General features: G+C 45.9%; 21 protein-coding genes. 3 read left to right on the plus strand and 18 right to left on the minus strand.

The window, feature by feature from the left end; genetic code table 11:
• Positions 1-765 precede the first annotated feature (765 nt).
• Positions 766-1,425, plus strand: coding sequence for a PilZ domain-containing protein (locus tag ASN18_RS08265; protein ID WP_236861612.1), 660 nt, complete (start codon positions 766-768; stop codon positions 1,423-1,425).
• Positions 1,426-1,466: 41 nt separating this feature from the next.
• Here ASN18_RS08265 and thiE read toward each other — a convergent pair whose 3' ends face one another.
• From thiE to proC, 14 genes are all read right to left on the minus strand, one after another.
• Positions 1,467-2,120 carry a thiamine phosphate synthase gene (gene thiE / locus ASN18_RS08270; protein WP_085052272.1) on the minus strand — a complete coding sequence of 218 codons (654 nt, stop codon included), beginning with the start codon at positions 2,118-2,120 and terminating at the stop codon, positions 1,467-1,469.
• On the minus strand, positions 2,107-3,456 hold the full coding sequence (accC, locus tag ASN18_RS08275; protein WP_085052273.1) for an acetyl-CoA carboxylase biotin carboxylase subunit: 1,350 nt from the start codon (positions 3,454-3,456) through the stop codon (positions 2,107-2,109). The genes thiE and accC overlap by 14 nt, the downstream gene beginning before the upstream one ends.
• Positions 3,457-3,465: 9 nt before the next feature.
• Positions 3,466-3,894 carry an acetyl-CoA carboxylase biotin carboxyl carrier protein gene (gene accB / locus ASN18_RS08280; protein ID WP_085052274.1) on the minus strand — a complete coding sequence of 143 codons (429 nt, stop codon included), beginning with the start codon at positions 3,892-3,894 and terminating at the stop codon, positions 3,466-3,468.
• Positions 3,894-4,454 carry an elongation factor P gene (gene efp, locus ASN18_RS08285; protein ID WP_085052275.1) on the minus strand — a complete coding sequence of 187 codons (561 nt, stop codon included), beginning with the start codon at positions 4,452-4,454 and terminating at the stop codon, positions 3,894-3,896. The genes accB and efp overlap by 1 nt, the downstream gene beginning before the upstream one ends.
• A gap of 30 nt (positions 4,455-4,484) precedes the next feature.
• Complete coding sequence (locus tag ASN18_RS08290) at positions 4,485-5,576, minus strand: M24 family metallopeptidase (RefSeq protein WP_085052276.1); 1,092 nt, start codon at positions 5,574-5,576, stop codon at positions 4,485-4,487.
• A 3-nt stretch (positions 5,577-5,579) separates the two neighbouring features.
• Positions 5,580-8,498: a tetratricopeptide repeat protein gene (locus tag ASN18_RS08295; protein ID WP_085052277.1), complete on the minus strand. Its 2,919-nt coding sequence runs from the start codon at positions 8,496-8,498 to the stop codon at positions 5,580-5,582.
• Positions 8,498-9,739 (minus strand): bifunctional phosphopantothenoylcysteine decarboxylase/phosphopantothenate--cysteine ligase CoaBC, encoded by a 1,242-nt coding sequence (gene coaBC, locus ASN18_RS08300; RefSeq protein ID WP_085052278.1) that lies wholly within the window; start codon positions 9,737-9,739, stop codon positions 8,498-8,500. The genes ASN18_RS08295 and coaBC overlap by 1 nt, the downstream gene beginning before the upstream one ends.
• A gap of 11 nt (positions 9,740-9,750) precedes the next feature.
• Entirely contained in the window at positions 9,751-10,152 is a 402-nt protein-coding gene (gene rpoZ, locus ASN18_RS08305) for a DNA-directed RNA polymerase subunit omega (RefSeq protein ID WP_085052279.1), read from the minus strand.
• Positions 10,153-10,210: 58 nt separating this feature from the next.
• On the minus strand, positions 10,211-10,825 hold the full coding sequence (gene gmk, locus ASN18_RS08310) for a guanylate kinase (protein ID WP_085052280.1): 615 nt from the start codon (positions 10,823-10,825) through the stop codon (positions 10,211-10,213).
• Positions 10,826-10,857: 32 nt separating this feature from the next.
• Complete coding sequence (locus ASN18_RS08315; RefSeq protein WP_085052281.1) at positions 10,858-11,706, minus strand: YicC/YloC family endoribonuclease; 849 nt, start codon at positions 11,704-11,706, stop codon at positions 10,858-10,860.
• On the minus strand, positions 11,699-12,976 hold the full coding sequence (gene hisS / locus ASN18_RS08320) for a histidine--tRNA ligase (protein WP_085052282.1): 1,278 nt from the start codon (positions 12,974-12,976) through the stop codon (positions 11,699-11,701). The genes ASN18_RS08315 and hisS overlap by 8 nt, the downstream gene beginning before the upstream one ends.
• Positions 12,963-13,487, minus strand: a complete 525-nt coding sequence (locus ASN18_RS08325) for a DivIVA domain-containing protein (protein ID WP_085052283.1) — start codon at positions 13,485-13,487, stop codon at positions 12,963-12,965. The genes hisS and ASN18_RS08325 overlap by 14 nt, the downstream gene beginning before the upstream one ends.
• Before the next feature lie 148 nt (positions 13,488-13,635).
• On the minus strand, positions 13,636-13,932 hold the full coding sequence (locus ASN18_RS08330; RefSeq protein WP_085052284.1) for a YggT family protein: 297 nt from the start codon (positions 13,930-13,932) through the stop codon (positions 13,636-13,638).
• Between the two features lie 16 nt (positions 13,933-13,948).
• Complete coding sequence (gene proC / locus ASN18_RS08335; protein ID WP_085052285.1) at positions 13,949-14,743, minus strand: pyrroline-5-carboxylate reductase; 795 nt, start codon at positions 14,741-14,743, stop codon at positions 13,949-13,951.
• A gap of 178 nt (positions 14,744-14,921) precedes the next feature.
• Here proC and ASN18_RS08340 point away from each other — a divergent pair, with 178 nt between their 5' ends.
• Both ASN18_RS08340 and tyrS read left to right on the plus strand, forming a co-directional pair.
• The gene (locus ASN18_RS08340; protein WP_236861613.1) at positions 14,922-15,881 is read left to right on the plus strand and encodes a lysylphosphatidylglycerol synthase transmembrane domain-containing protein; all 960 of its coding nucleotides are present in this window, start codon (positions 14,922-14,924) and stop codon (positions 15,879-15,881) included.
• Positions 15,874-17,088 carry a tyrosine--tRNA ligase gene (gene tyrS / locus ASN18_RS08345; protein ID WP_085052287.1) on the plus strand — a complete coding sequence of 405 codons (1,215 nt, stop codon included), beginning with the start codon at positions 15,874-15,876 and terminating at the stop codon, positions 17,086-17,088. The genes ASN18_RS08340 and tyrS overlap by 8 nt, the downstream gene beginning before the upstream one ends.
• Position 17,089: 1 nt before the next feature.
• On the opposite strand, the gene ASN18_RS08350 is transcribed toward tyrS, so the two are convergent.
• The 4 genes from ASN18_RS08350 to ASN18_RS08365 all read right to left on the minus strand — a co-directional run bounded on the left by ASN18_RS08350 (position 17,090) and on the right by ASN18_RS08365 (position 21,170).
• The gene (locus ASN18_RS08350; protein ID WP_085052288.1) at positions 17,090-18,085 is read right to left on the minus strand and encodes a sigma 54-interacting transcriptional regulator; all 996 of its coding nucleotides are present in this window, start codon (positions 18,083-18,085) and stop codon (positions 17,090-17,092) included.
• A 30-nt stretch (positions 18,086-18,115) separates the two neighbouring features.
• Positions 18,116-19,585, minus strand: a complete 1,470-nt coding sequence (locus ASN18_RS08355; RefSeq protein ID WP_085052289.1) for a glycogen synthase — start codon at positions 19,583-19,585, stop codon at positions 18,116-18,118.
• A gap of 218 nt (positions 19,586-19,803) precedes the next feature.
• Positions 19,804-20,478 (minus strand): NlpC/P60 family protein, encoded by a 675-nt coding sequence (locus ASN18_RS08360; protein ID WP_085052290.1) that lies wholly within the window; start codon positions 20,476-20,478, stop codon positions 19,804-19,806.
• A 254-nt stretch (positions 20,479-20,732) separates the two neighbouring features.
• The gene (locus tag ASN18_RS08365; protein WP_236861614.1) at positions 20,733-21,170 is read right to left on the minus strand and encodes a Fe-S-containing protein; all 438 of its coding nucleotides are present in this window, start codon (positions 21,168-21,170) and stop codon (positions 20,733-20,735) included.
• Positions 21,171-21,339: the final 169 nt, after the last annotated feature.

Here is a 21,339-nt window from a genome sequence, read left to right on the forward strand (position 1 = left end):
TGAAACGTCTCTAAGGTGTACCGCTATTCAGATGCTAATAACAGGTATACCACGAGAACAGATTTACGAAGCACTTTCAGTCACACCAAGGAGTAGTGGATAGATTCGGACAACGGAGCCGAATTCATTAACGACCAACTATTGAGGTATTGTAAAGAAAACCATATTACCTTTACCAGGGCAAGAAAATATAAAAAGAACGATAACTGTTTTGTCGAACAGAAAAATTATTCAGTCATACGTCGTGCCGTAGGCTATCGAAGATATGACTCGCAGGAGGAACTCAAGATATTGAACGAGTTATACGGTCATTTAAGACTACTTCTTTCAACCAGTAATGAAAATGACTCAAAAGACCCGCACAGGAAGTAAGGTGACCAAGAGATACGATAAGGCCAAGACACCTTATCATAGAATCTTGGAGTCACCTGATGTACCTCAAGAAAATAAAGACGCTCTTATGCATACTTATGATAAACTAAACCCGGCACAACTTAAAAGAGATCTTATGAAGTTACAGGACAGGCTCTTGGCAACAAACGATGCCAAGACTCAGGGGATGGTACGCAGATGCCCCTCCACCCCTTGCTTATCAACCACTTTCGTGTAGATTTTTACGTGATGCAACACGTTTCAGCCTGTTTCATGCGGCTTTCATTTTTTCCTTCTATTGATTTTATCTGTCCTATGGATTATTATAGAGCATGTGACAATGGGAGGCGGAGGCGTGAGAGGTTAATAGCAGTTAAAAATGGGAGATGCTATATGAATATTGAACATACCGAAAACAAGGAAACATATCATTTAGGCGCGTTTGACATCGGGGTGCCGATTGAAATAACATCGGACGCAATGCTTTCTAAAGTATTAGGGTTTATTGTTGACGTTACGTCTGATACTATTATAATCAAACCCAGGGGAAGTGAAAATTTTCAGGATAAACAACCAAAAGGGACTGATATTACCGTAAGATGTTTTATGGGTGAAACTGTATTCAGGTTCAAAACTGTGATTAAAGACATAGTTTTTAAGCCAACTATGCTGGTCATTGTCGATAGCCCTGAGTTAATACAAAAAGAGGAGCGCCGTGATAAACGCAGAATTAACTGTAAACTCCCTTGTATACTCGTTGTAAAAGATAATAAAATTAAGGCGTGTGTGCAGGACCTAACGCCAACCGGCTGCAGATGTAGTTTGTACGAATCTGGTATGTTAGACAGATGGTCAGCAAAATTCTTATTCGAGGAAGACTGCGCTGTCGAGATTTTTATACCCGTCGGCGGTTCAAAAAAAGAACTGCCAATTAAGGGTATGATAAAATATTTAAGCACGGCATACGACAAGTTCGACATCGGCATAGAGTTTCATATGTCAGTTGAAGAGGAAAAAGAAATGATTGAGACGATATTAAAACGCGGCTGGTGAAATCAAAGACAACGAGACTGTTCAACAATATGTGTACCGGTTCACTGCGAGGTCTTGAGCCTAGTTACAAAGGTTACAAAGGCATCGGCTGCTTTTGATATGTCTTCTGCGTCCATTACGGCCGAGGCAACGGCCAGCGCATCAGCGCCTGCCTCGATTAGTTCAGCAACGTTCTCTTCGTTTATGCCGCCAATGGCTGCTATTGGGATATGTATGTGGTTTCTTATTTCTTTAATAGATTGAGGGCCTTTGGGCGGGCCAGCCTTTTTTGTCGATGTGGCATATATTGGCCCGAAACCGATGTAATCAGCGCCGTCTTCCTGTGCCTTTACCGCCTGCTCAAGGTTATGTGTGGATATGCCTATTAATTTATCAGCCCCAAGAATTTTACGAGCCTCTGAAAGCGGCAGGTCGTCCTGTCCGAGATGCACTCCGTCGGCGTCAATGGCTGCTGCTATGTCGGCATAGTCATTGATTATCAGGGTCAGACCGTTTGCCTTTGTCAGTTCCTTCAGAAGTCGGGCGGCCTTATACACGGCAAGACGCGTTGCCTCCTTATCCCTGAGCTGAACCCATTTCACACCGGCCCCTATGAGGTCTATTATTGAATCAAATGGCGGACGGGCACGACCACTACAATCCATCAATACACATATGCCGCCTAAGTAAAGTTTTGAGTTATTAGCTTGCGGCATTCGCCCTTTCCAGATAGCCTGTGTCAAACTTACCGGCAAGGAAATCCGGGTTTGACATTACAGACTTATGAAACGGTATAGTGGTTTTAACCCCGCCGATTTGGAATTCGTCAAGGGCACGCCGCATTCGCTCTATGGCCTCTTTTCTGTTACAGCCATAGGTAATGAGCTTTGCTATCAGAGAGTCATAGTATGGCAGCACGGCAGCACCGGCATGTATGAATGTATCTACTCTGACCCCAGGGCCTCCGGGCAGATACAGAAATGTTATAGTACCTGGCGACGGTGCAAACGTATATGGGTCTTCTGCATTGATGCGGCACTCTATGGAGTGGCCTTTTAGTTTTACATTCTTTTGCTTTATGCTCAACGGAAGCCCGGATGCTATGCGTATCTGTTCCTTTACTATATCCACCCCCGTTACCAGCTCTGTTACCGGATGTTCGACCTGTACACGGGTATTTATTTCCATAAAATAAATATTGTCGTCATTGTCTAGTATAAACTCAATTGTGCCAACATTTTTGTATTTCAGCGATTCGGCTGCCTTTACTGCAAATTTGGCGAGTTTTTCCCTTGTCTTTTCAGTGATTGCCACTGACGGGGATTCCTCGATGAGCTTCTGATGTCTCCTCTGTACAGAGCAGTCCCTCTCGCCCAGATGTATTGCCGTGCCATCGCTATCGACTGCTATCTGGACTTCGACATGTCGGGTGCGGGTTATATACTTCTCGACATACATCTCAGCATTTCCAAAGGCGGCCATCGCCTCTGCCTCGGCGGATGACAGCGCTGCTTCAAGCTGCGGCTCGGTATGTACAATCCTCATTCCCCTGCCACCCCCACCGGCTGAGGCCTTTAGAATCACAGGGTAGCCTATCTTTGAACACAGTTTCCCGATTAAATTCTTGTCCGTTATAGCGCCATCGCTTCCCGGAACTACGGGGATACCATTTTTTTTCATTATTTGTTTGGCCCTTGACTTGTTTCCACCCATGCGGATGTTCTCAGGCGTGGGACCAATGAATGTTATCTTTGACTTCTTACATGCCTCGGCAAATTGTGGGTTTTCTGACAAAAACCCGTAACCGGGGTGTATTGCCTCAGAATCAGTAATTTCTGCCGCGCTCAATATCGATGGAATGTTCAAATAGCTGTCTGCTGCTCGCGCCGGACCTATACATATCGACTCATCAGCTAATCTGACGTGCATTGCATCCTTTTCCACGTCGGAGTATACGGCTACAGTCTTAATGCCAAGCTCTTTACAGGCTCGCTCGACGCGAATCGCTATCTCACCCCTGTTGGCTATTAGTATTTTCTTAAAAAGAGGCATATCCTTACCTCAGAGCGGATTTATTTGAAACAGAGGTTCACCGTACTCAACTGCAGTGCCGTTTTCATGAAATATTTTTACTATTACACCGTTTACTTCGCTCTCTATTTCATTCATCAGCTTCATGGCCTCTACTATGCAAAGTGCCTGTCCCTTTCTCACCGTGTCGCCAAGTTCGACAAGTGGGGCGGCGCCTGGTGTTGACGACCGGTAGAACGTACCAACTATTGGGGATTTTACTGTCAAATAGTTTACATTCTCGTCAGTATCCTTGACCAGAGCCTCCGCCACGGGGACTTTTACTGCTGGTGGGTCTGCCGGAGGTGTGGATGATCCCCTTTTCAGGCTTATCCTCATCCCGTCTTTTTCATATCTCAGCTCTGTTATGTCTGTCTCTTTTATCAGTTCTATGAGTTCTTTAATATCATTAATTTCCATCACTTCACCCGTTCGATGTATTCCATTGTCCTTGTGTCAACTTTAATAGTATCTCCCTGGTTAATGTGAAACGGGACTTTTATCAGGGCGCCGGTTTCAAGCCTTGCTGGTTTTGCCCCGCCTGATGCCGTGTCACCTTTGAAACCCGGCTCTGTCTCCGATATGGCAAGCTCTACAAATATTGGCAGTTCAACTGCAAGCGGCGTCTCCTTATGATAAAGTATCGTTACAATCATCTCCTCTTTTAAAAGGGACTTGGAACTGCCAAGCTGTTCCTCGGTCAGGGGGACTTGCTCATAGTTTTCCATGTCCATAAAATAGTACATGCCGTCCTGAAGATACAGATACTGCATCTGCTTGCTCTGGAGATTGGCCTTGGGGAATTTCTCACCGGAGTTGAATGTATCTTCAATTACCTTCCCGCTTTTTAATCCCTTCATCTTGGCACGGACAAACGCCCCGCCTCTGCCCATTTTTACGTGCTGGAACTCAATTATTTCATATGGCTCACCCTTATATTCTATCTTTGACCCTCTTCTGAAATCATTTGTCGCTATCAAAAATGCCTCCTGCCGCTCTTTGTGCCGCTGCTACAATATCTCTAAATTTCTCGTAAGGTTTGTTATCGTCTCTGCCGACTGCCCGGTTACACAAACCATATCCTCTATTCGCACGCCCCCAATATCCGGTATATATATGCCCGGCTCTATTGTAAAGACCATGTTTTCTTCTATTTTTTGCTTCTTGTTCACGGCTGAGATATATGGCTGCTCGTGAACCTCCATTCCTATGCCATGTCCTGTTGAGTGACCAAAATAACGCCCAAACCCGGCAGCAGCTATCAGTGTGCGGGCAGCACTGTCCACATCGGCAGCGCTCTGTCCTTTTGTTATCGAATCACGTGCCCTCTTGTTGGCCTTGAGTACTATATCATAAATCTCTTTTTTCTTGCCCAAATCATTTCCCCCTCCTATGAGAAATGTCCTCGTCATGTCAGAGTAATAGCCCCCGGACTCTCCACCCCAGTCTATTATGAGTAAATCGCCTTTTTCCAATACCTTTTCTGTTGGTCTGGCATGGGGCATGGATGAGTGCCTTCCTGCTGCTACGATTATATCAAATGGAATCTTTTCAACTCCCTGTGCCTTCAAACTCTCCCCAAGCATTGACGCTATAGCCTTTTCTGTAACGCCTGCCTTTATTCGGGGTTTTATCTCCTCAAGGGCGCTTTCTGCCCTTTGGACTGCTATTTTGATATGCCGCAGTTCCTCAGCATCCTTCTTTATCCTGATATTCTCTACCGTATCTCGCAGCGCCCTTAGCTGAAACCTCTGCTTAAACTGCGCGTATGTCCTGTAACTTATGGTATCTTCAAATGATAGGTTTTTTATCTTCTTCTTTTCAAGAAAATTTATAATAAACTTTATTGCATCTTTTTTCGTTATCATTATATCACACGACCTGGTCTCGGCTACTGATTGTTCTTTGTACCGGAAGTCTGTGAAAAAGTAAGCCTTACCACCGGCTGCAAGTAAATATCCACTTGAGCCGGTAAAGCCGGTCAGGTATTTGATATTTGTAAGGTTAGTGATTAGAAATGCCCCTGCGCGCTTTGAACTAAGCCATGCCTTTAACTTGTCAACTCTGCAGATGGCATTATCGTCAGTTTGTTCTGGCAGCATATACTATCTCTTTCGTTCTCTTAGTTTGTCTTTAATGTGGCGAAGCTTTCTTATCATCGTGTTATCGTCTTTGTCCATGTGTTTTGCCAGATGCCTGATGTCATCAAGCCGTTTTAATATCTCCTCATCACCGGGATATCGTTCAAGGAGGTATTGAAATGCCTTTATTGCCGCCAGATAGTGTTCGGTGATGATGTAGCTGTCTATCATGTCCAGCTCCTGCATAAGCCACACACGGTTGCTGTCGATTGTTTCGGCCTTTACCTTGCCTTCTACACGCTTTGAAATCTTATTTTCGATTATTTTAGTGTGTTGTGAGAAGGGCTTCTCCGGGTCTGGCTTCTTGCCAGGCACGGCGCCAATCTTAGTTACGGGTGATTCGACAACTACAGATGGTTCAGTCTCCGGGTGTTGGCGCGTTTGTTTGTCCACCAGTGCAGCCGGCGGCTTTTCTGAGTCAATGCCGTCCTGTGCGGTCTCCTGGGTTTCATGCATTGGTTCATATATCTGTGGTTCTGCCATATGACCGGATGCAGCCTCGGAGGCACCGATGATATCAACGTCTTCAGGGGACAGTTCGTAGTCCTCCACAGGATTAAGCAGGTCAGGTGGTATGGCCTCTTCAATCACTATCTCTGGCTCTATATCTGGCTGCACTGCCAACTTTGCTGGCTTTACAGTGTCAGCAACAGTCTCAACAGGAGTGACTGCCTCCTCAATCCCTGTCGGCTCTGTTGGCTGTGTCTTTACCACCACCTCAGATTCTGTCTCAACAGGGGTAGTCTCATCAGGGATGAAGCTGCTGACCGGGGGCGGTACCTGCACTGGTTCTTCGCCTCTGATGGCTATATCAGGGGGCAGTTCGTATTCATTCACAGGAATGAGCAGCTCAGGTGGTATAGGCTCTTCTGTCATTAAATCAGGTGTGAAATCAGGCGGCATCTCTGCCCTGAGATCAGTTGACAGTTCATTGTCTTCAATGTCACCATGGTCTATGTCCGGGGGGAGTTCGTGTTCGTCCACAGAATTAAACAGGGTAGGCGGGGCAGTCTCCACGACCTTTACACGTATTGTATCAGAAGAAGGGATGGTTTCACCTGGTAATGGCCTCAGTTTGAATTTAATAGTTCCTTCACCTCCGTCCATGTCATTATTATCATTTTTATCAGGAGGCAGTTTATGTTCGTCAACAGGATGAAATGGGGCAGGAGGCATAACCTCCTTAACTCCAAACTCGGGCATATCCTCCATAGCCGCTCCGTGTGCTGCATCGGCAGTAGTGATTTCATCGATTAGGGATTGTGTGTCGAGTTGTAGTGTTTCGTGACTACCTCCGTCTGCAGCTGCAAGCAGTTTGTCTGTCTCAGAGGGAGCAGGTAGTTCGATTATTAAATCAGCCCTGTTATCAGCCATTTCCTGTTGTTCTGTCTCCGGCAGTTCAGACTCCGGTTCAGCTTTTATCTCGTCAGATATAACGGGTATGATTTCACCTGTTGACAGCTCGTCTTTGATTTCGGCTGTATCTCCACCTTCGCCAATGTCTATATCCGGCAGCATTTCATATTCAGCCACGGGTTCAGACGGGGGAGGTGTTTCCATTTCTTTTAATTCAGCCCTGAAATCGGCCATATCCAGTTGTTCTGTCTCTGGCAGTTCAGACTCCGGTTCAGCTTTTATCTCATCAGAGACGGTTTCGTCAGATATGACAACTGTGATTTCACCAGTTGGCGGCTCGTCTTTGATCTCGGCCGTATCTCCACCTTCACCAATGTCTATATCCGGGAGCATTTCATATTCAGCCACAGGTTCGGGCGGGGGAAGCGTTTCTGTCTCTTCTATTATTTTAAAATCAGCCCTGAAATCTGGCATATCCTGCTGTTCTGTCTCTGGCAGTTCAGACTCAGGTTCAGCTTTAATCTCATCAGAGATGTCAGAGATGGCGAAGGTGATTTCAGGGGGGGATTGATCGTCTATGATCTCTGAGGTCTCTTCGCCGTCGTCAATGTCTATATCCATGTGCAATTGATATTCATCTATGTGTACATGTGCTGAAAGCGGTGCGATAATATCGGGTTCGGTGTTAATCTCATCAGAAGATATAGGTTCGTCAGATATGGGCGTGATTTCAGTGGTTGACTGCTCGTTTATGGTTTCGGTTGTTTCATCAACAGGGTCACTGACAATGCTGGTATCACTATCAATATCAGTGGGAGGCTCGTATTTGTCCGCAGACTGGACAGGAGGTGTGGTAGTGCAATCGTATTCCGGTTCGGCGTTAATCTTATCAGATACAGGCTCGGGCGTGATTTCAGCGGCTAACAGCTCCTCCATCTTGATTTCGACCGTTCCATCATCGTCGCCAATGTCATCGACTTCATCAAGATCTATGTCCGGTGGAAGTTCGTATTCGTCTACTGGATTAAACATGGCAGCAATAGAGGCATCTTCATTGTCGAAAACCATGGCAGCATCCCTTACTGCCTCTTGTGCCGCCTCTTGTTGTACCTGCACCGCTGAACGGACTTCTGTTTGGATTTTCTGTATGCTCGTCAGCGCATCCTCATCAGAGGGTTTTATTGCCAGGATTGTTTCATATGATGACAGGGCATTTTGAGTGTCGCCAATGGCGGAGTAGAGTTTGGCAAGTTTTCTATGTGTCAGAACGTTGTCAGGAATTACTTTGGCAACCACGCCGAACTCTTCAATGGCGTGTATGAAACAGCCCTTTTCCGCGTACAGATTCCCAAGGGCTGCACGTGCGCTCATGTAGTTAGGATATGTTTCAATGCAGTGTTCCAGTATATGTATGGCGTCGGCTGTCATGCCGTGATTTTTGTACTCATCCGACAGCGGAATGAACAGCTTGGGGTTTGTACCGGCGAAAATCTTTTCCTTGAGTCTGTTTAGTTTGTCGGGATGCATCAGTTCCGGCCTTTTATGTTTAAGAGTATTTTGTCAAAAATTCTGTTTGCGCCTGCATCCTTTGACATTTTAGGGATAGACAGCTCCTCTGTTGGGGTTATTATGGTCATAATGTTAGTGTCGGAGTCAAAACCTGCCCCCTCTTGAGTAACATCGTTAAAGACTATCATGTCGATACCTTTTTTCTGGAGTTTTTCGCGCGCCCTGTCTTTTCTGTCCCCTGTTTCTGCGGCAAAACCTGTTAAATAAGTCTTTTTTGAGGCGTGTGCTGAGATTTTCCCTAAAATATCAGCCGTTTTGACAAGTTCAAGGGTAAGTCCCTCCGAACGTGAGAGCTTATCCTGAGAGAACCTCTCCGGTTTAAAATCACACACCGCCGCAGCCATCACTACTATATCGGCTTCTTTTGATTTTTCTAAAATGGCTTTCTCCATTTCGCCAGAGGTCTCAACCCGAATAATCTCGGCGTCATCAATTTCATCAAGGACATCATCGTGCGGTGGCACAGATGACGGGCCGCTTATAAGCGTTACAAAGGCCCCCCTCAGACAGGCCGCGCGCGCAAGGGCACGTCCCATTTTCCCCGAAGACCTGTTTGTTATAAACCTTACAGGGTCTATGTATTCACGTGTTGGCCCTGATGTTACAATCACCTTAAGGCCCTTCATGTCGTTTGCCCCTAGTGTGCGCTTTAGTGTATGCACAATCCTCTGTGTTGAGGCCATGCGCCCAACGCCCTCTTCACCGCAGGCAAGCGCCCCCCGCTCTGGTGTTACTTCTATGATTCCCTTGTCCTTCAGATAGGCCAGCCGGTCTTTAAATATTGGATTGTCGTACATCCTCCAGTTCATGGCCGGGGCTATTATTACAGGGCCTCTAAAGGCCATAAATAGTGTTGTCAACAGATTGTCCGCAACGCCTGTGGAAAACTTGGAAATTGTATTAAGCGTCGCCGGGGCAGCTATCAGGGCACACGCGTCCCTTGCTATTTCTATGTGAGACAGCGGAGACTGGAAACTATCCCACAGCACAGGATTCCCTGATACCAGTTCTAATGACAGCGGTGTTACGAACTGCTTCGCGGCCTCAGTCATAACTACCCTCACCCCTATGCCGGAGTCTTTAATTGCGCGCACCACAAGCGGACTCTTAAAGGCAGCAACACTGCCTGTTACTCCAAGTATCACATATTTGCTTACACTGCCTGGCGCGCCCGCCAACCCCCGTTCCTTATCTTCCATTAGGAATTACACTACTCCATATCTGCTGAGGGTTCCCCATCGGTAAACAGTGTATCTATTGTGTGCTTTATGCCAGGCTCTTCTCTCTCGTCGAGATAGAACTTGAGGTCTTTTTCGAGCTCTGAGAGGTCTTCCTGTTCGCTTGCCCTGCGCTTCTCTTCTAAAAACCTCTTATAGTCCAGCTTCTTTGCCTCTTCGTTTGCCTGCTTTGCCTCAACACCGGTGATGAACTCAAGCTTGTAGTTGATGGCCTCCTCAAGGGCTATTGTAGTCAATTTATGTGCCTTTGAGGTAATCATCGGTTTCCCCTTGTGGGCAAGTTCCTTTACCCTTTGCGATATGATGTGTACAAGCCTGAATCGCCCGTCTACCTGATTGTAATCAAGTTCAATGGGCAGTGAGATTGACTCCATTAATTAGTCCTCCTGTAGCTGCTGTAATAACTATCCATTATTTTTAGGGGCATCCATGTTATATCCCGAATTCGGCTTCGTACCAGCCGGTATTCAGGCAGTCTGCCTTTAATCTGCTTGATAATATTATCGACTTCAGGCCATCAACGGCCTCGCTCAGATTGTTGTTTACTATTATGTAGTCGTAATACAGGCTTTCGCTGATCTCATCTTTTGCCTTGTCAAGCCGCCGGTTTATTGTCTTTTCATCGTCAAGGTTACGCTTATAAAGACGCTCCCGCAGGGTCTTAAGCGATGGGGGAAGGATGAATATATATATGGCGTCAATGTGTCTTGCCCTTATCTGCTTTGCCCCGTGTGTGTCTATGTCAAGCAGTATGTCGCTGCCTTCGTTCTGTATCTCCTCTATCCTTTTTATTGAGGTGCCGTAATAATTACCGTGGACCTCTGCCCACTCTATAAATTCCCCGGCAGCCAATCTCTCCTTAAACTCCCCGACGCTGACAAATGTATAATCAATATCGTTGCGCTCACCAGCGCGCGGGCTGCGAGTTGTAAAGGATACGGACACTTTCAGATTTGAGACAGTCTTAAGTATCTCCCCGCAAATCGTGGTCTTGCCCGTTCCAGACGGGGCTGAAAGTATATACAGACGTCCCTTATTTATGTACATTGGAGTCGCACCCTTTTATTCCAATTGCGCATTCACTGAATATTCTGCGCCTGCTCGCGCAGCTTCTCTATCTCTGCCTTTAAGTCAACAGCGACGGCGTTTACCGAATACATGTCGGTCTTCGAGGAAATCGTATTTGCCTCCCTGTTAAGCTCTTGTAATATAAAATCAAGTTTTCTGCCTATTTTATCATTATCCGCAAGGTTTTGTCTGAATTGTTTCAGGTGGCTTCCTATGCGTTGGATTTCTTCTGAAATATCGTATTTTTCCGCCAAAAGAGCGGCTTCCTGCAAGACCCTTGCGTCGTCAACCTGTGCTGAATCCATAAGTTCTTCTATTTTATTTTTAATCCTGCCGAGATTTCTTTCCATAGCGCCAGCAGAGCCTTCCCTTATCTGGCTTAAGGCTGCGTCTATTATATCCAGATGCTTTGTGATTTCCACAAGAAGGATTTGACCCTCTTTTTGTCTCATTGCCTTCAATCTCGCCATAGCCTCATGGAAGGTCTCATCTATGGCATCCTCCGGTATTTCATTCATCTCGGTAACAATTGCCTCTTTAAACGACAAGATGGCAGCAAAGTCTATCTCACCGCGCAGGTGAAACTCGTCCTTGACCTCTGAAACCGCGTGTATAAGCCCTTTTACGAAATCCTTGTTAATCGATACCTTGAATGTGTTTTCAGGGGCAACTGTCACAAAGATGTCTATATGACCGCGATGGAATTGATTTTTTATCTGATTTCTTATCCCAATTTCGTGCTTCAGGAAAAACGGCGGCGCCTTTATGTTCAGGTCAAGAAACCTGTGATTAAACGAACGCATCTCTACTTTAAGGCCGTTTCTTTCGCTTGCGCCATAGCCTGTCATGCTCTCAATCATTACTGCCCTGCCTTGTTAGCCATTGCTCTGACAATGCAATGAACTCACCAACGTTATTTACGTCTATTTCGCCCTGCGCAGCGTTTGACATCTGCTTCCATGTGGCCTTGCCCTTTTGGATTTCATCTGCACCTAGCATTATGACATATTTTGCGTTTAATTTGTTTGCCCTTTTCATATGTCCCTTTAGAGGGATTTGCCAGTCGGCACATATAGAAGATATGTTCTTGTCCATGAGTCTTATGGCCAGCGAAAGGGCAATTGCCGATGCCTGCTCTCCAAGTGCCGCGAAATAGAAAAAAGGGGAGTTTGGATATGGGTCAAATAGTCTCATCAACTCGGCAAGCCTCTCCATGCCAATGGCGAAGCCTATTGCCGGTGTTGCCGGACCGCCGAACTCCTCCACAAGGTTGTCGTATCTTCCCCCCGCTGCTACTGCCTTTTGTGCGCCGAGGTGCTCAGTTGTTACCTCGAAGGTCGTCCTCGTATAATAATCAAGCCCCCGTACTATCAGAGGATTGTCGTGAAAGGCAATGCCCCTGCCCTTGAGCAGTTCTCTTAGTCCTTCGTGGTGTGTCTTGCAGGGTTCACATAGGAAATCTGTGATAACCGGCGCCCCTTTTCTTAGTTCCACACATCTGTCCACTTTGCAATCAAGAATCCTCAGGGGATTTTTCACCAGCCTTGTCTTACAGTCACCACAGAGGGATGCTTGTGAGAAGAACATGGTCAGCGCTGCGTTATATTCAGGACGGCAGACCTTACAGCCGATAGAATTTATTTCGAGCCGCAGTTCAGGCACTTGCAGCTTATTAAAAAACTCGTTAATCATGAACAACATCTCGGCGTCGGTCTCCGGGGTTGACGAGGCAAAGCACTCAGCGCCAATTTGATAAAACTGCCTGAGCCTGCCTTTTTGCGGGCGTTCGTAACGAAACATAGGCCCGATGTAATAATATTTTTGAGGCGGAGTGCACCTGTAGAGGGCATTTTCCACATAACACCTTGCAACTGACGCCGTGCCTTCGGGGCGCAGCGTAATGCCCCTTCCGCCCTTGTCAGTAAACGTGTACATCTCCTTTCCTACTATATCTGTGGACTGTCCTATTGAACGGGTAAAAATTTCAGTAGATTCTATGATAGGGATTTTTATCTCATCGTAGCCGAAGATATAAAACAAGTCTTTGGCTGTCCTTTCTATTTTATTCCATATGAACACATCGGGGGGGAATATATCATGAACCCCTTTTAGTGTGCTATACGCGTTCAATGGTGTTGTCAGCTCCTACTCGTCTGTCGTCTCTTCTATTATCTTCCCAGACGTCGTCACCCTCTCTTTCTTTGTCAAATTCAATCTCCCGTAAGAGTTTCTCAATCAGGCGCTTTATCTCTTCCTTAAAATGTCTCCTTATGCCCCTGAGGTCAACGATGTCTTCATGGATTTTTACTACGCGCTCCTGTGCCTTTTTTATTATTTCATCTGCCCTCAGCTCAGACTCTCGCGTGATCAGCTCGGCCTCTTTTCTTGCGTTTGTCTTGTATGCCTCGATCATTTGCTGGGCGGTTATCAGTGTCTCTCTAAGGGTAGTTTCCATGTTCTTATGCTCTTTCAACTGTCCTTCTATGATGTGAATCTGCTCTTTTAGCGATGTGTTTTCCCTGAGCAGTTCCTCCATCTCCTCACGGAGGATTTCCAAAAAGGCATAGACCTCCTCTACGTCGAACCCTCGGAACTTCACGGGGAACTGCTTTTGCTGAATATCCAGCGGTGTAATCCTCATGCTGCCTCCTTCTGTCCTGAATACTTATTAATAGCGTAATAAGTATATCATAATGCGGCAATTAAAATAAGTTTATTGCCGCGGCAATATCTGTTAATTTTGAAAATTCCGTGAATCTCCTGAATTCAACGGCGAATTCACCGGAATATCAATGTAAAACGCGGCTTGCCTGCATCAGGCTTCCCACCAGAAAAGACCTGAGAAACACAATTGCCAGTACGACAATCAACGGAGAGATGTCTATGCCGCCAAGGTTGCCGATTTTTCTCCTGATTGGCCGCAGCACCGGCTCAGTTGCCATATATAAAAATCTCACAATAGGGTTATACGGGTCAGGGTTTACCCAGCTTATCAGGGCGGAGACAATGACAATCCACATGTACGCCCCCAGTATCAGGTCTGCTATCTGAGCAATTGCGCCTACGAGATTTCCGATGATAAACATATCTGACCTCCTGGCTTTATTGGCCCTTTAGTTTAATATTCAGTTCAGCGCTGCGTATGGCCGCCGCCCTCAGCACATCGGCAATAAGCCCTGCTGCGTCTCTGTCTTGCATTACTTTCAGCCCCGCAACAGTAGTTCCACCAGGGGATGATACCATTTTTATTATGGCCTCTGGGCTGTGTGAGGCAAGCAGCTCTGACGTGCCCGCAAGCGTTTGTATGGCTAACGCTGAGGCCGTCTGCCCATCAAGACCAAGCGCTATGCCACCCTCAATCATGCCCTGCACAAAGAAAGAGATAAAGGCAGGACCGCTTCCCGATACAGCCGTCACTGCGTCCATGTGAGCCTCGGGCAGGTGGAGTATCTCCCCGATAGAGGAAAATATAGCGTCAATTTTATCTATCGTCTCAGGGGAAATTCCCTCAGCAGCAGATATTACGGACATCCCCTTGAGCACTAACGCCGGTGTATTGGGCATCACCCTGATAACGGTCTCTGTCCTGAATGCCTGTCTTAGATTAGAAATCGAGACCCCGGCGGCTATGGATACAATAGTCTTTTTCGACAGGTCTGTGCCGCTAAACTCATCGGCTAGGGCGCTTATGACCTGCGGCTTTACTGCGATGACGATAATATCTGACGACGCGGCCAGCTCCATGTTATTGCCGGTGGTGTCAACGCCATATGTTGTTTTTAGATAGAGCCGTCTTTGTTCATTTGGCTCTGAGACATATATGTCTTTTGAGGCAGTGCCTCTAATTCCTTTAATAAGGGCCTCGGCCATGTTACCGCCGCCAATAAAACCTATCATGCGCAGCTCCCTCCTGCGGCAGCCCAGTGCGTTGCCTAATGCGCTGCCTAATGAAATTGTAAACGCATTGCGACCCTTATGTCAATTGTATGAATTGAGCAGGCGCTTCTTGCTTAACAGGCTTAACAGGCTTGACAGGAGTTTGTTTATTTATATAACCTAATGCGTGAGGAAACCATTGAACAAGAAAGTAAAGAATGCTGCCGTGGCCGCAGCAAAGGTCCTTATCAGTGCGGTGATCCTATATGTCCTGCTTTCCAAGATCGACACATCGAAGGTTTTTTCACTGCTGAGAAATATTAATCTGCTGTGTTTCTTTGCGGCTTCGCTGCTTTGTGTTTTTTCGATGCTTATAATATCCAGGAGGTGGCAGTTGTTTATCTCTGACGATATTCCTCTTAGCAAGCTGTTTTCACTTAATATGATAGGACTATTTTTTAATAATGTAATGCCAGGGACAACGGGAGGCGATGCGGTAAAACTATACTATGTATATAAAAAGACCGGGAATGGATTGATTGCCGCCGGGTCTGTGTTTATGGACAGGTATATAGGGCTGGCAAATATTATCTTCATCGGGTTTGCGGCAATGTTGTTTGGTCTGAACCGGCTTGTTGGCACTGGTGTGGAGTATTTTACTCCGGTGGTAACGGCTGCCTTTGTGGTGGTGAGTTTTATAGTGTTCAGGTTTCGTTTGGGCGGCAGATTTGCCTCTGTCTCAAAGTTTTATGAATACTTCCATTTGTATATGAGGAATCTCAGGGCGATTGCGTTGTCGTTTTTGCTGACAACGGCAGCACAGCTCATAGCAATTGGATGTGCCTATTTGACAGCCGTTGGTCTGGGCGTGAAGATTGATGTGTTAGACCTCTTAATATTCATACCAGTAATAATACTGATTGCCTCGATTCCTATATCTATTTCCGGGCTTGGCCTGCGCGAAGGGGCATTTGTAATACTCTTTAAAAAGGCGGGAATACCAGAGGAGACGGCCATAGCGATTTCTTTCGGGTGGTATTTAACTACGCTGGCGGCAAGTCTGCCGGGTTTTATCTTCTATCTGTATAATAAAACAGACAGCAAAACAAACTCCGGCGCTAAGGCCACCGGTGACGAAAGGGTTATTGACAATGTTTGAAAGTCCAAAAAAACAGTTAGAGCTTATCAGACGAGGGGCTGTTGAGATAATAAATGAGACGGAGCTGCTTGATAAGCTGGCCCGCTCTCATGCAGAGAACCGTCCACTTCGGATAAAGGCTGGGTTTGACCCCACAGCCCCTGATATACACCTGGGGCATACTGTGTTGATTGAAAAGATGCGCCATTTTCAGGAGCTTGGTCATGAGGCGATATTTCTAATCGGCGACTTTACCGGCATGATTGGTGACCCAACCGGCAAAAACGAGCAGCGTAAGACCCTCTCCAAAGAGGAGGTTGACGCAAATGCGGTGACATATAAAGAGCAAATATTTAAGATTCTTGACCCTGAGCGCACAAAAATAGTGTTTAACAGCGAGTGGTTTTCTAAGATGTCCGCCCATGAGGTAGCCGCCCTGGGGGCGCTTCTAACGGTATCTGGAATGCTTGAACGGGATGATTTTAAGAAACGCTTTGAGGCGCATACCCCCATATCGCTCCTTGAGTTTTATTACCCGTTGTTTCAAGGGTATGACTCCGTTGCGCTAAAGGCAGACGTAGAGCTTGGCGGCACAGACCAGCGTTTTAATCTCCTGATGGGCAGAACCCTTCAGAGAAAGTACGGTGTTGCCGAACAGGTAGTCCTGATGATGCCGCTTCTCGAGGGGCTTGACGGCGTAAACAAGATGTCCAAGAGCCTTGGAAACTACGTCGGCATCAACGAACCGGCAAAAGAGATATATGGTAAATTAATGTCCATAACAGATGAGCTGATGCTGAAATACTATGAGCTGTTAAGCCACAGGACAAACGAAGACCTGTCGGCACTGCGCGAGGGACTTGTAAACGGCACTGTTCATCCCAAAAAGGCAAAAGAGGAACTTGCCCTTGAGATTGCAGGAAGATACCACGGCACGGAGGCCGCAGCAATGGCAAAAGCGGAGTTCGATTTAGTCTTTAAGTCGAAAGAGATACCTGATGACATTGCCGTGTACTCATATCAATGGACAGAGCTGGAAGTGTGGCTGCCCAAAATCCTGAAAGACACCGGTCTATGTGAAAGCACGGGACAGGCGATTCGTCTGATAAATCAGGGCGGAGTTAAGATTGACGGTCAGAAACCACGCTCTCAGGATGAAAAACTCCCTGCTGGGGAGTATGTCATGCAGGTTGGAAAGAGGAAATTCATGAGGATTAAACCAGTATGATTCACGATTTTATGTCATATTGTTTGATTTTAGACCTCAGCGTATTTCTGTTTATGCCGAGAATCTTTGATGCCCTCAACTGATTGCCTTTTACTTCCTTCAGGACTATTGTTAAAAGGGATTTTTCCACCTCAGATATTATAGCGCCATAGAGACTGCCGCCTTTAATATCGCCAATTTCGGTGAGGTATTTGCTCAACTTCTCATCAAGAAATTCATAGATTGAATACTTAGATGGAATGTCGAGGATTAAATCATTGTGCTGGATTATAGGTGTGTCGGAGAGAACTGCAGATTTCTTTATGGCATGGGATAGTTCCCTCAGATTGTCCGGCCAGTCGTAGCCTGTTATAAATTTAATTGCCGACTCAGAAAATTCCTTGTGTCCGGTTTCATACTTTTTACTATAATAATCAAGTAAATACATGGCCATAGGCAGCAGGTCTTCTTTTCGTTCCCTCAGGGGGGGGAGCTTTATCTCCAGAGACTTTAATATCTTATATAAATCTTCCCGAAAATTACCTTTTTTCACCGCCTCGGAAAGTTTCCTGCCTGTTGAGCCTATTACTCTGGCATCGGACTTAATGGCATGGGTGCTTCCAAGTGGACGGTATTTTTTTTCTACAATAAACTTGTAGAGTTTTGCCTGAAGATTAGCGTCTATCCTGTCAATGTCCTCAATGTACAGAGTGCCGCCATTGCCTTTGGCAAGTATGCCGGTCTTGTCTTCAATAGCGCCAGCAAATGTGCCTTTTTTCCACCCAAATAATTCTTTCTCGGCAATGTCAGCCGCAAAGGCAGATGTGCTGATAGTTAGAAATGGCTTATGCTTTCTCTCGCCTTCAGAGTGAATCTTTCTCGCTATGAGTTCTTTTCCAAAGCTGTCTTCGCCGCTTATCAACACGCTCATGTTGATTAATGAAGCCGCTTTCTCAGCGTCTTTCAACACCTTAAGCATCTTTGCATTTTTCGTCAGACGTATAGCATCAACTTCCATAGAGCAGACCTGTCACAGGGGCATATTCCCCTACTTGTTTCTTATAAAGTCATAGACCTTCAAATAGTGTTCGCCCGGATTGTTCCACGAATAGTCATAGCGCATCGCATTTTCCATTAGCTGCCGGAACTGCTGAGGATATTCATACCACAGACCTACTGAGCGCACCATTGCATGTTCAAGGGCCTCATTTGATGGGTCATAAAACGTGTAACCATTGCGCTGCTCAAAGGGTAATTCTGAGTAGTTTGCGTCAAACACGGTGTTACTCAACCCCCCGGTGCTTCTGACAATTGGAATCGTACCGTACTTCATGGCAATCATCTGGGTAAGACCACACGGCTCAAACAGGCTTGGGATTACTATTAAATCTGAACCAGCATAAATAAGGTGCGAAAGCTCCTCATTATAGCCCAGCTCAATATGGCAGTCAGGATTGTCGTTAAGGTCACATTTCATGCGCCAGAACTCATCATTTACGGCCTGTTCAGGGCTTGAGCCAAGCAGGACAAACTGCCAGCCGTTAGCAAGGGCATAGTGCAGGGCATGTCTTATCAGATATACACCCTTTTGGTGGTCAAGCCGTCCGATAGCACAGATAATAGGTTTGAGGTCCTGCCTCATCAGCAGTCTGTGCCTTAGGGCCTCTTTGTTATTGTACTTGTCGTCAAGCGTACTAAGCGAGTATTTATGTGGAATATATCGGTCTGTCTCCGGGTTCCAGACATCGTAATCAATACCGTTTAAGATGCCCCCAAACTTGCCCTGGTGTGTGTAGAGTGTATGTCCCATGCCAAACCCCTGTTCAGAGGTCCTTATGTCCCAGGCATACTGCGGCGATACAGTGGTTATAAAGTTTGAATAGACAATACCACCCTTCATCAGATTAACAACATGTGGGTTAGCGTCGTCCTGAAACCTGTCTGCCCTGAAATAATCCAGTGGATTAAGCCCCGTCTCTCTGAAGACAAATTCGCCGGTGATGCCCTGATGCTTCATATTGTGCAGCGTGAAGCAGACCCGGGGGTGTGTCATGCCGAGATTGGCATATATGTCATAAAGTAGTACGGGCAGCATGGCTGTCTGCCAGTCGTGGCAGTGTATGATATCAGGGTGTTTATTTGCCTTGAGCATGTACTCAAGCGCTGCCCTGCAGAAAAAAGCGAATCTCTCGGCATCGTCCCAATGACCGTAGAACACCCCCCTGTTGAAAAAGCCCTTGTCCGAATGGGGGTCTATAAAATAACACTTACGCCCGTGGACAAAACCAAAAAACACTGTGCAGTGTATCCATTGGTCGTAATATGGCACCCAAAGATTATCATAATCCACACACAATCCAAAAATCTCGCCATACCACATACAGTCATATTTCGGCAGGATTATTTCAACAGAGTTTCCTCTTATTTCAAGCTCACGGCTGAGGCCAAAGACAACATCGGCAAGGCCGCCAACCTTGGCTACGGGGGCAATCTCAGGGGTTACCATCACTATGTACATAGCTTAACTCCTTATAAGTTTATTCTTTTAGTCATCTAATCATTCGGGCATTCGGGCACATGACACCCTGTACCAGCAAGGCATGGCTCTGAAGTATCAAGTCTATCATAAACTAATTAAAAAAAAACACTAAATAAATTGTCCCATTTTTCAGCACAATAAAAAGCCCGATGTAACGTTATTACACCGGGCATGTTTGGTGGTCAGGCTTTGTGAGGTTAAGCAGCCTGCTTCTTAACAAATACATCCGGCTTCCATCTGCCGAAGGAATGGAGCTGCTTCCCCCAGTAATGCCGCCATGTTTCAGAACCGGAGACGGTCTCTACCACGCCGTAGTTACTTGAGGCATGAACGAAATGCACCGTGCCAAACAGGACTTTTGTTATGACGCCGACATGGTATATGATGTTGTGCCTTCTCCCTTTGGAGAAGAAGATGAGGTCTCCGGGCTTTACGTCCCACAATGAAACATAATGGCAGTTTTCGCGCATGTCCTGTGAGGAAAATTCATTCGGTGCGAACTCATAATCAGTTCCGATTAAACTGTTTCTCGTAATAGCGTTGACCAGATTAGAGCAGTCGGACTCTCCGGTAGTGTCGGGGTTGGAGGAGCTGCGATAGCCCATGCCGATGTATACCTTTGAAATAAAAGGGACATTTTGCTGTAAATATGAAAACACCTCTTGCTTCATCTTCTTAAAGAAACCTGTATGTTTTATTTCGCCCGGACTTTGGTCTTCTGCCAACTGCTCTGCCTTATTATTATTACCTTCGTGAGAGACTGCTGCTGGGAAGGATGCCTTAGAAGATTTTTTTGCAGCAAAGGCCTGACCTGAAACTACCAAACTACACAGTGCGATAAGTACAATCAGAAAAAATAATTTTACTTTCATACCTATAATACCTCCTGAGTGAATGATGATAATGAGCTAAACTCATCTTTTTTACAGCAACTATTTGATATATCTAAATTATTAAGCATACACTATTAGCTAATACCATAAGATTATGCGATTAAAACATAAATCATGTCTGTATGTCAAGAGCTTTTTATAAAATAAATATTTTTTCTTTGATTGACTACCGTTAGATTAAACGCAGAACTACCAGCAAGATGGGCTGCCCCAGGAATAACTACCTGATATTTCTACGGAAAATACTGTCTGCCCTTCACGATTTCTGAACGGGGAATCGAATACACACCGTTTTCTTCTTTTCCATGAAGGCGGATTGGATAGCAGCTGCCAACTCCGGTCTTCAGGTCTTCGTAGGCAATAGTTACCTGACAGTCCCGGCACTCGATAAATTTCTCCTCTACCCTATAGCCCTGATTGTGCTGTTTACACGAGTTGCATATATCAAAATATGAATAGAGCTGGTCGTTTACTTTGACTACAAAGAAATATATCCCCTTTGTGCCGTCCATGTGTGAATAATATACCGGGGTTTTCTCCTTTAACGACGCGCTCCTGAGTTGAAAATTATCTCCAGTGAACTCTGCCTTAGTGAAATTCCTCGTTTTATTACAGCTGTTTAACGCAAACAACGCCGCAATAATAAGGGCAGCTACCCCAAGGGCTGTCATAAACCGGCCTTGATACATATCACTAAAACATAACAAAACGGCTCTATGCCTTGTCAAGGGCGCAACGCTCCCCCGCTCCCGGGTCTGCGTCAAAAAAATGGGATAAGGTGTTGAGCTTTTTATTTGGCCATGTTATTGTAGATATATATCTACAATAACATGGAGGTTC

The organism is Candidatus Magnetominusculus xianensis, from assembly GCA_001541255.1.
In the GTDB taxonomy this organism is placed as follows: domain Bacteria; phylum Nitrospirota; class Thermodesulfovibrionia; order Thermodesulfovibrionales; family Magnetobacteriaceae; genus Magnetominusculus; species Magnetominusculus xianensis.

What these genes read in the sequence shown, in the direction of transcription:
- ASN18_RS08265 (WP_236861612.1), top strand. Translation starts at nt 766, where the DNA reads ATGAATATTGAACATACCGAAAACAAGGAAACATATCATTTAGGCGCG.
- thiE (WP_085052272.1), bottom strand. Translation starts at nt 2,120, where the DNA reads ATGCCGCAAGCTAATAACTCAAAACTTTACTTAGGCGGCATATGTGTA.
- accC (WP_085052273.1), bottom strand. Translation starts at nt 3,456, where the DNA reads ATGCCTCTTTTTAAGAAAATACTAATAGCCAACAGGGGTGAGATAGCG.
- accB (WP_085052274.1), bottom strand. Translation starts at nt 3,894, where the DNA reads ATGGAAATTAATGATATTAAAGAACTCATAGAACTGATAAAAGAGACA.
- ASN18_RS08290 (WP_085052276.1), bottom strand. Translation starts at nt 5,576, where the DNA reads ATGCTGCCAGAACAAACTGACGATAATGCCATCTGCAGAGTTGACAAG.
- ASN18_RS08295 (WP_085052277.1), bottom strand. Translation starts at nt 8,498, where the DNA reads ATGCATCCCGACAAACTAAACAGACTCAAGGAAAAGATTTTCGCCGGT.
- coaBC (WP_085052278.1), bottom strand. Translation starts at nt 9,739, where the DNA reads ATGGAAGATAAGGAACGGGGGTTGGCGGGCGCGCCAGGCAGTGTAAGC.
- rpoZ (WP_085052279.1), bottom strand. Translation starts at nt 10,152, where the DNA reads ATGGAGTCAATCTCACTGCCCATTGAACTTGATTACAATCAGGTAGAC.
- gmk (WP_085052280.1), bottom strand. Translation starts at nt 10,825, where the DNA reads ATGTACATAAATAAGGGACGTCTGTATATACTTTCAGCCCCGTCTGGA.
- ASN18_RS08315 (WP_085052281.1), bottom strand. Translation starts at nt 11,706, where the DNA reads ATGATTGAGAGCATGACAGGCTATGGCGCAAGCGAAAGAAACGGCCTT.
- ASN18_RS08325 (WP_085052283.1), bottom strand. Translation starts at nt 13,487, where the DNA reads ATGAGGATTACACCGCTGGATATTCAGCAAAAGCAGTTCCCCGTGAAG.
- ASN18_RS08330 (WP_085052284.1), bottom strand. Translation starts at nt 13,932, where the DNA reads ATGTTTATCATCGGAAATCTCGTAGGCGCAATTGCTCAGATAGCAGAC.
- proC (WP_085052285.1), bottom strand. Translation starts at nt 14,743, where the DNA reads ATGATAGGTTTTATTGGCGGCGGTAACATGGCCGAGGCCCTTATTAAA.
- tyrS (WP_085052287.1), top strand. Translation starts at nt 15,874, where the DNA reads ATGTTTGAAAGTCCAAAAAAACAGTTAGAGCTTATCAGACGAGGGGCT.
- ASN18_RS08350 (WP_085052288.1), bottom strand. Translation starts at nt 18,085, where the DNA reads ATGGAAGTTGATGCTATACGTCTGACGAAAAATGCAAAGATGCTTAAG.
- ASN18_RS08355 (WP_085052289.1), bottom strand. Translation starts at nt 19,585, where the DNA reads ATGTACATAGTGATGGTAACCCCTGAGATTGCCCCCGTAGCCAAGGTT.
- ASN18_RS08360 (WP_085052290.1), bottom strand. Translation starts at nt 20,478, where the DNA reads ATGAAAGTAAAATTATTTTTTCTGATTGTACTTATCGCACTGTGTAGT.
- ASN18_RS08365 (WP_236861614.1), bottom strand. Translation starts at nt 21,170, where the DNA reads ATGACAGCCCTTGGGGTAGCTGCCCTTATTATTGCGGCGTTGTTTGCG.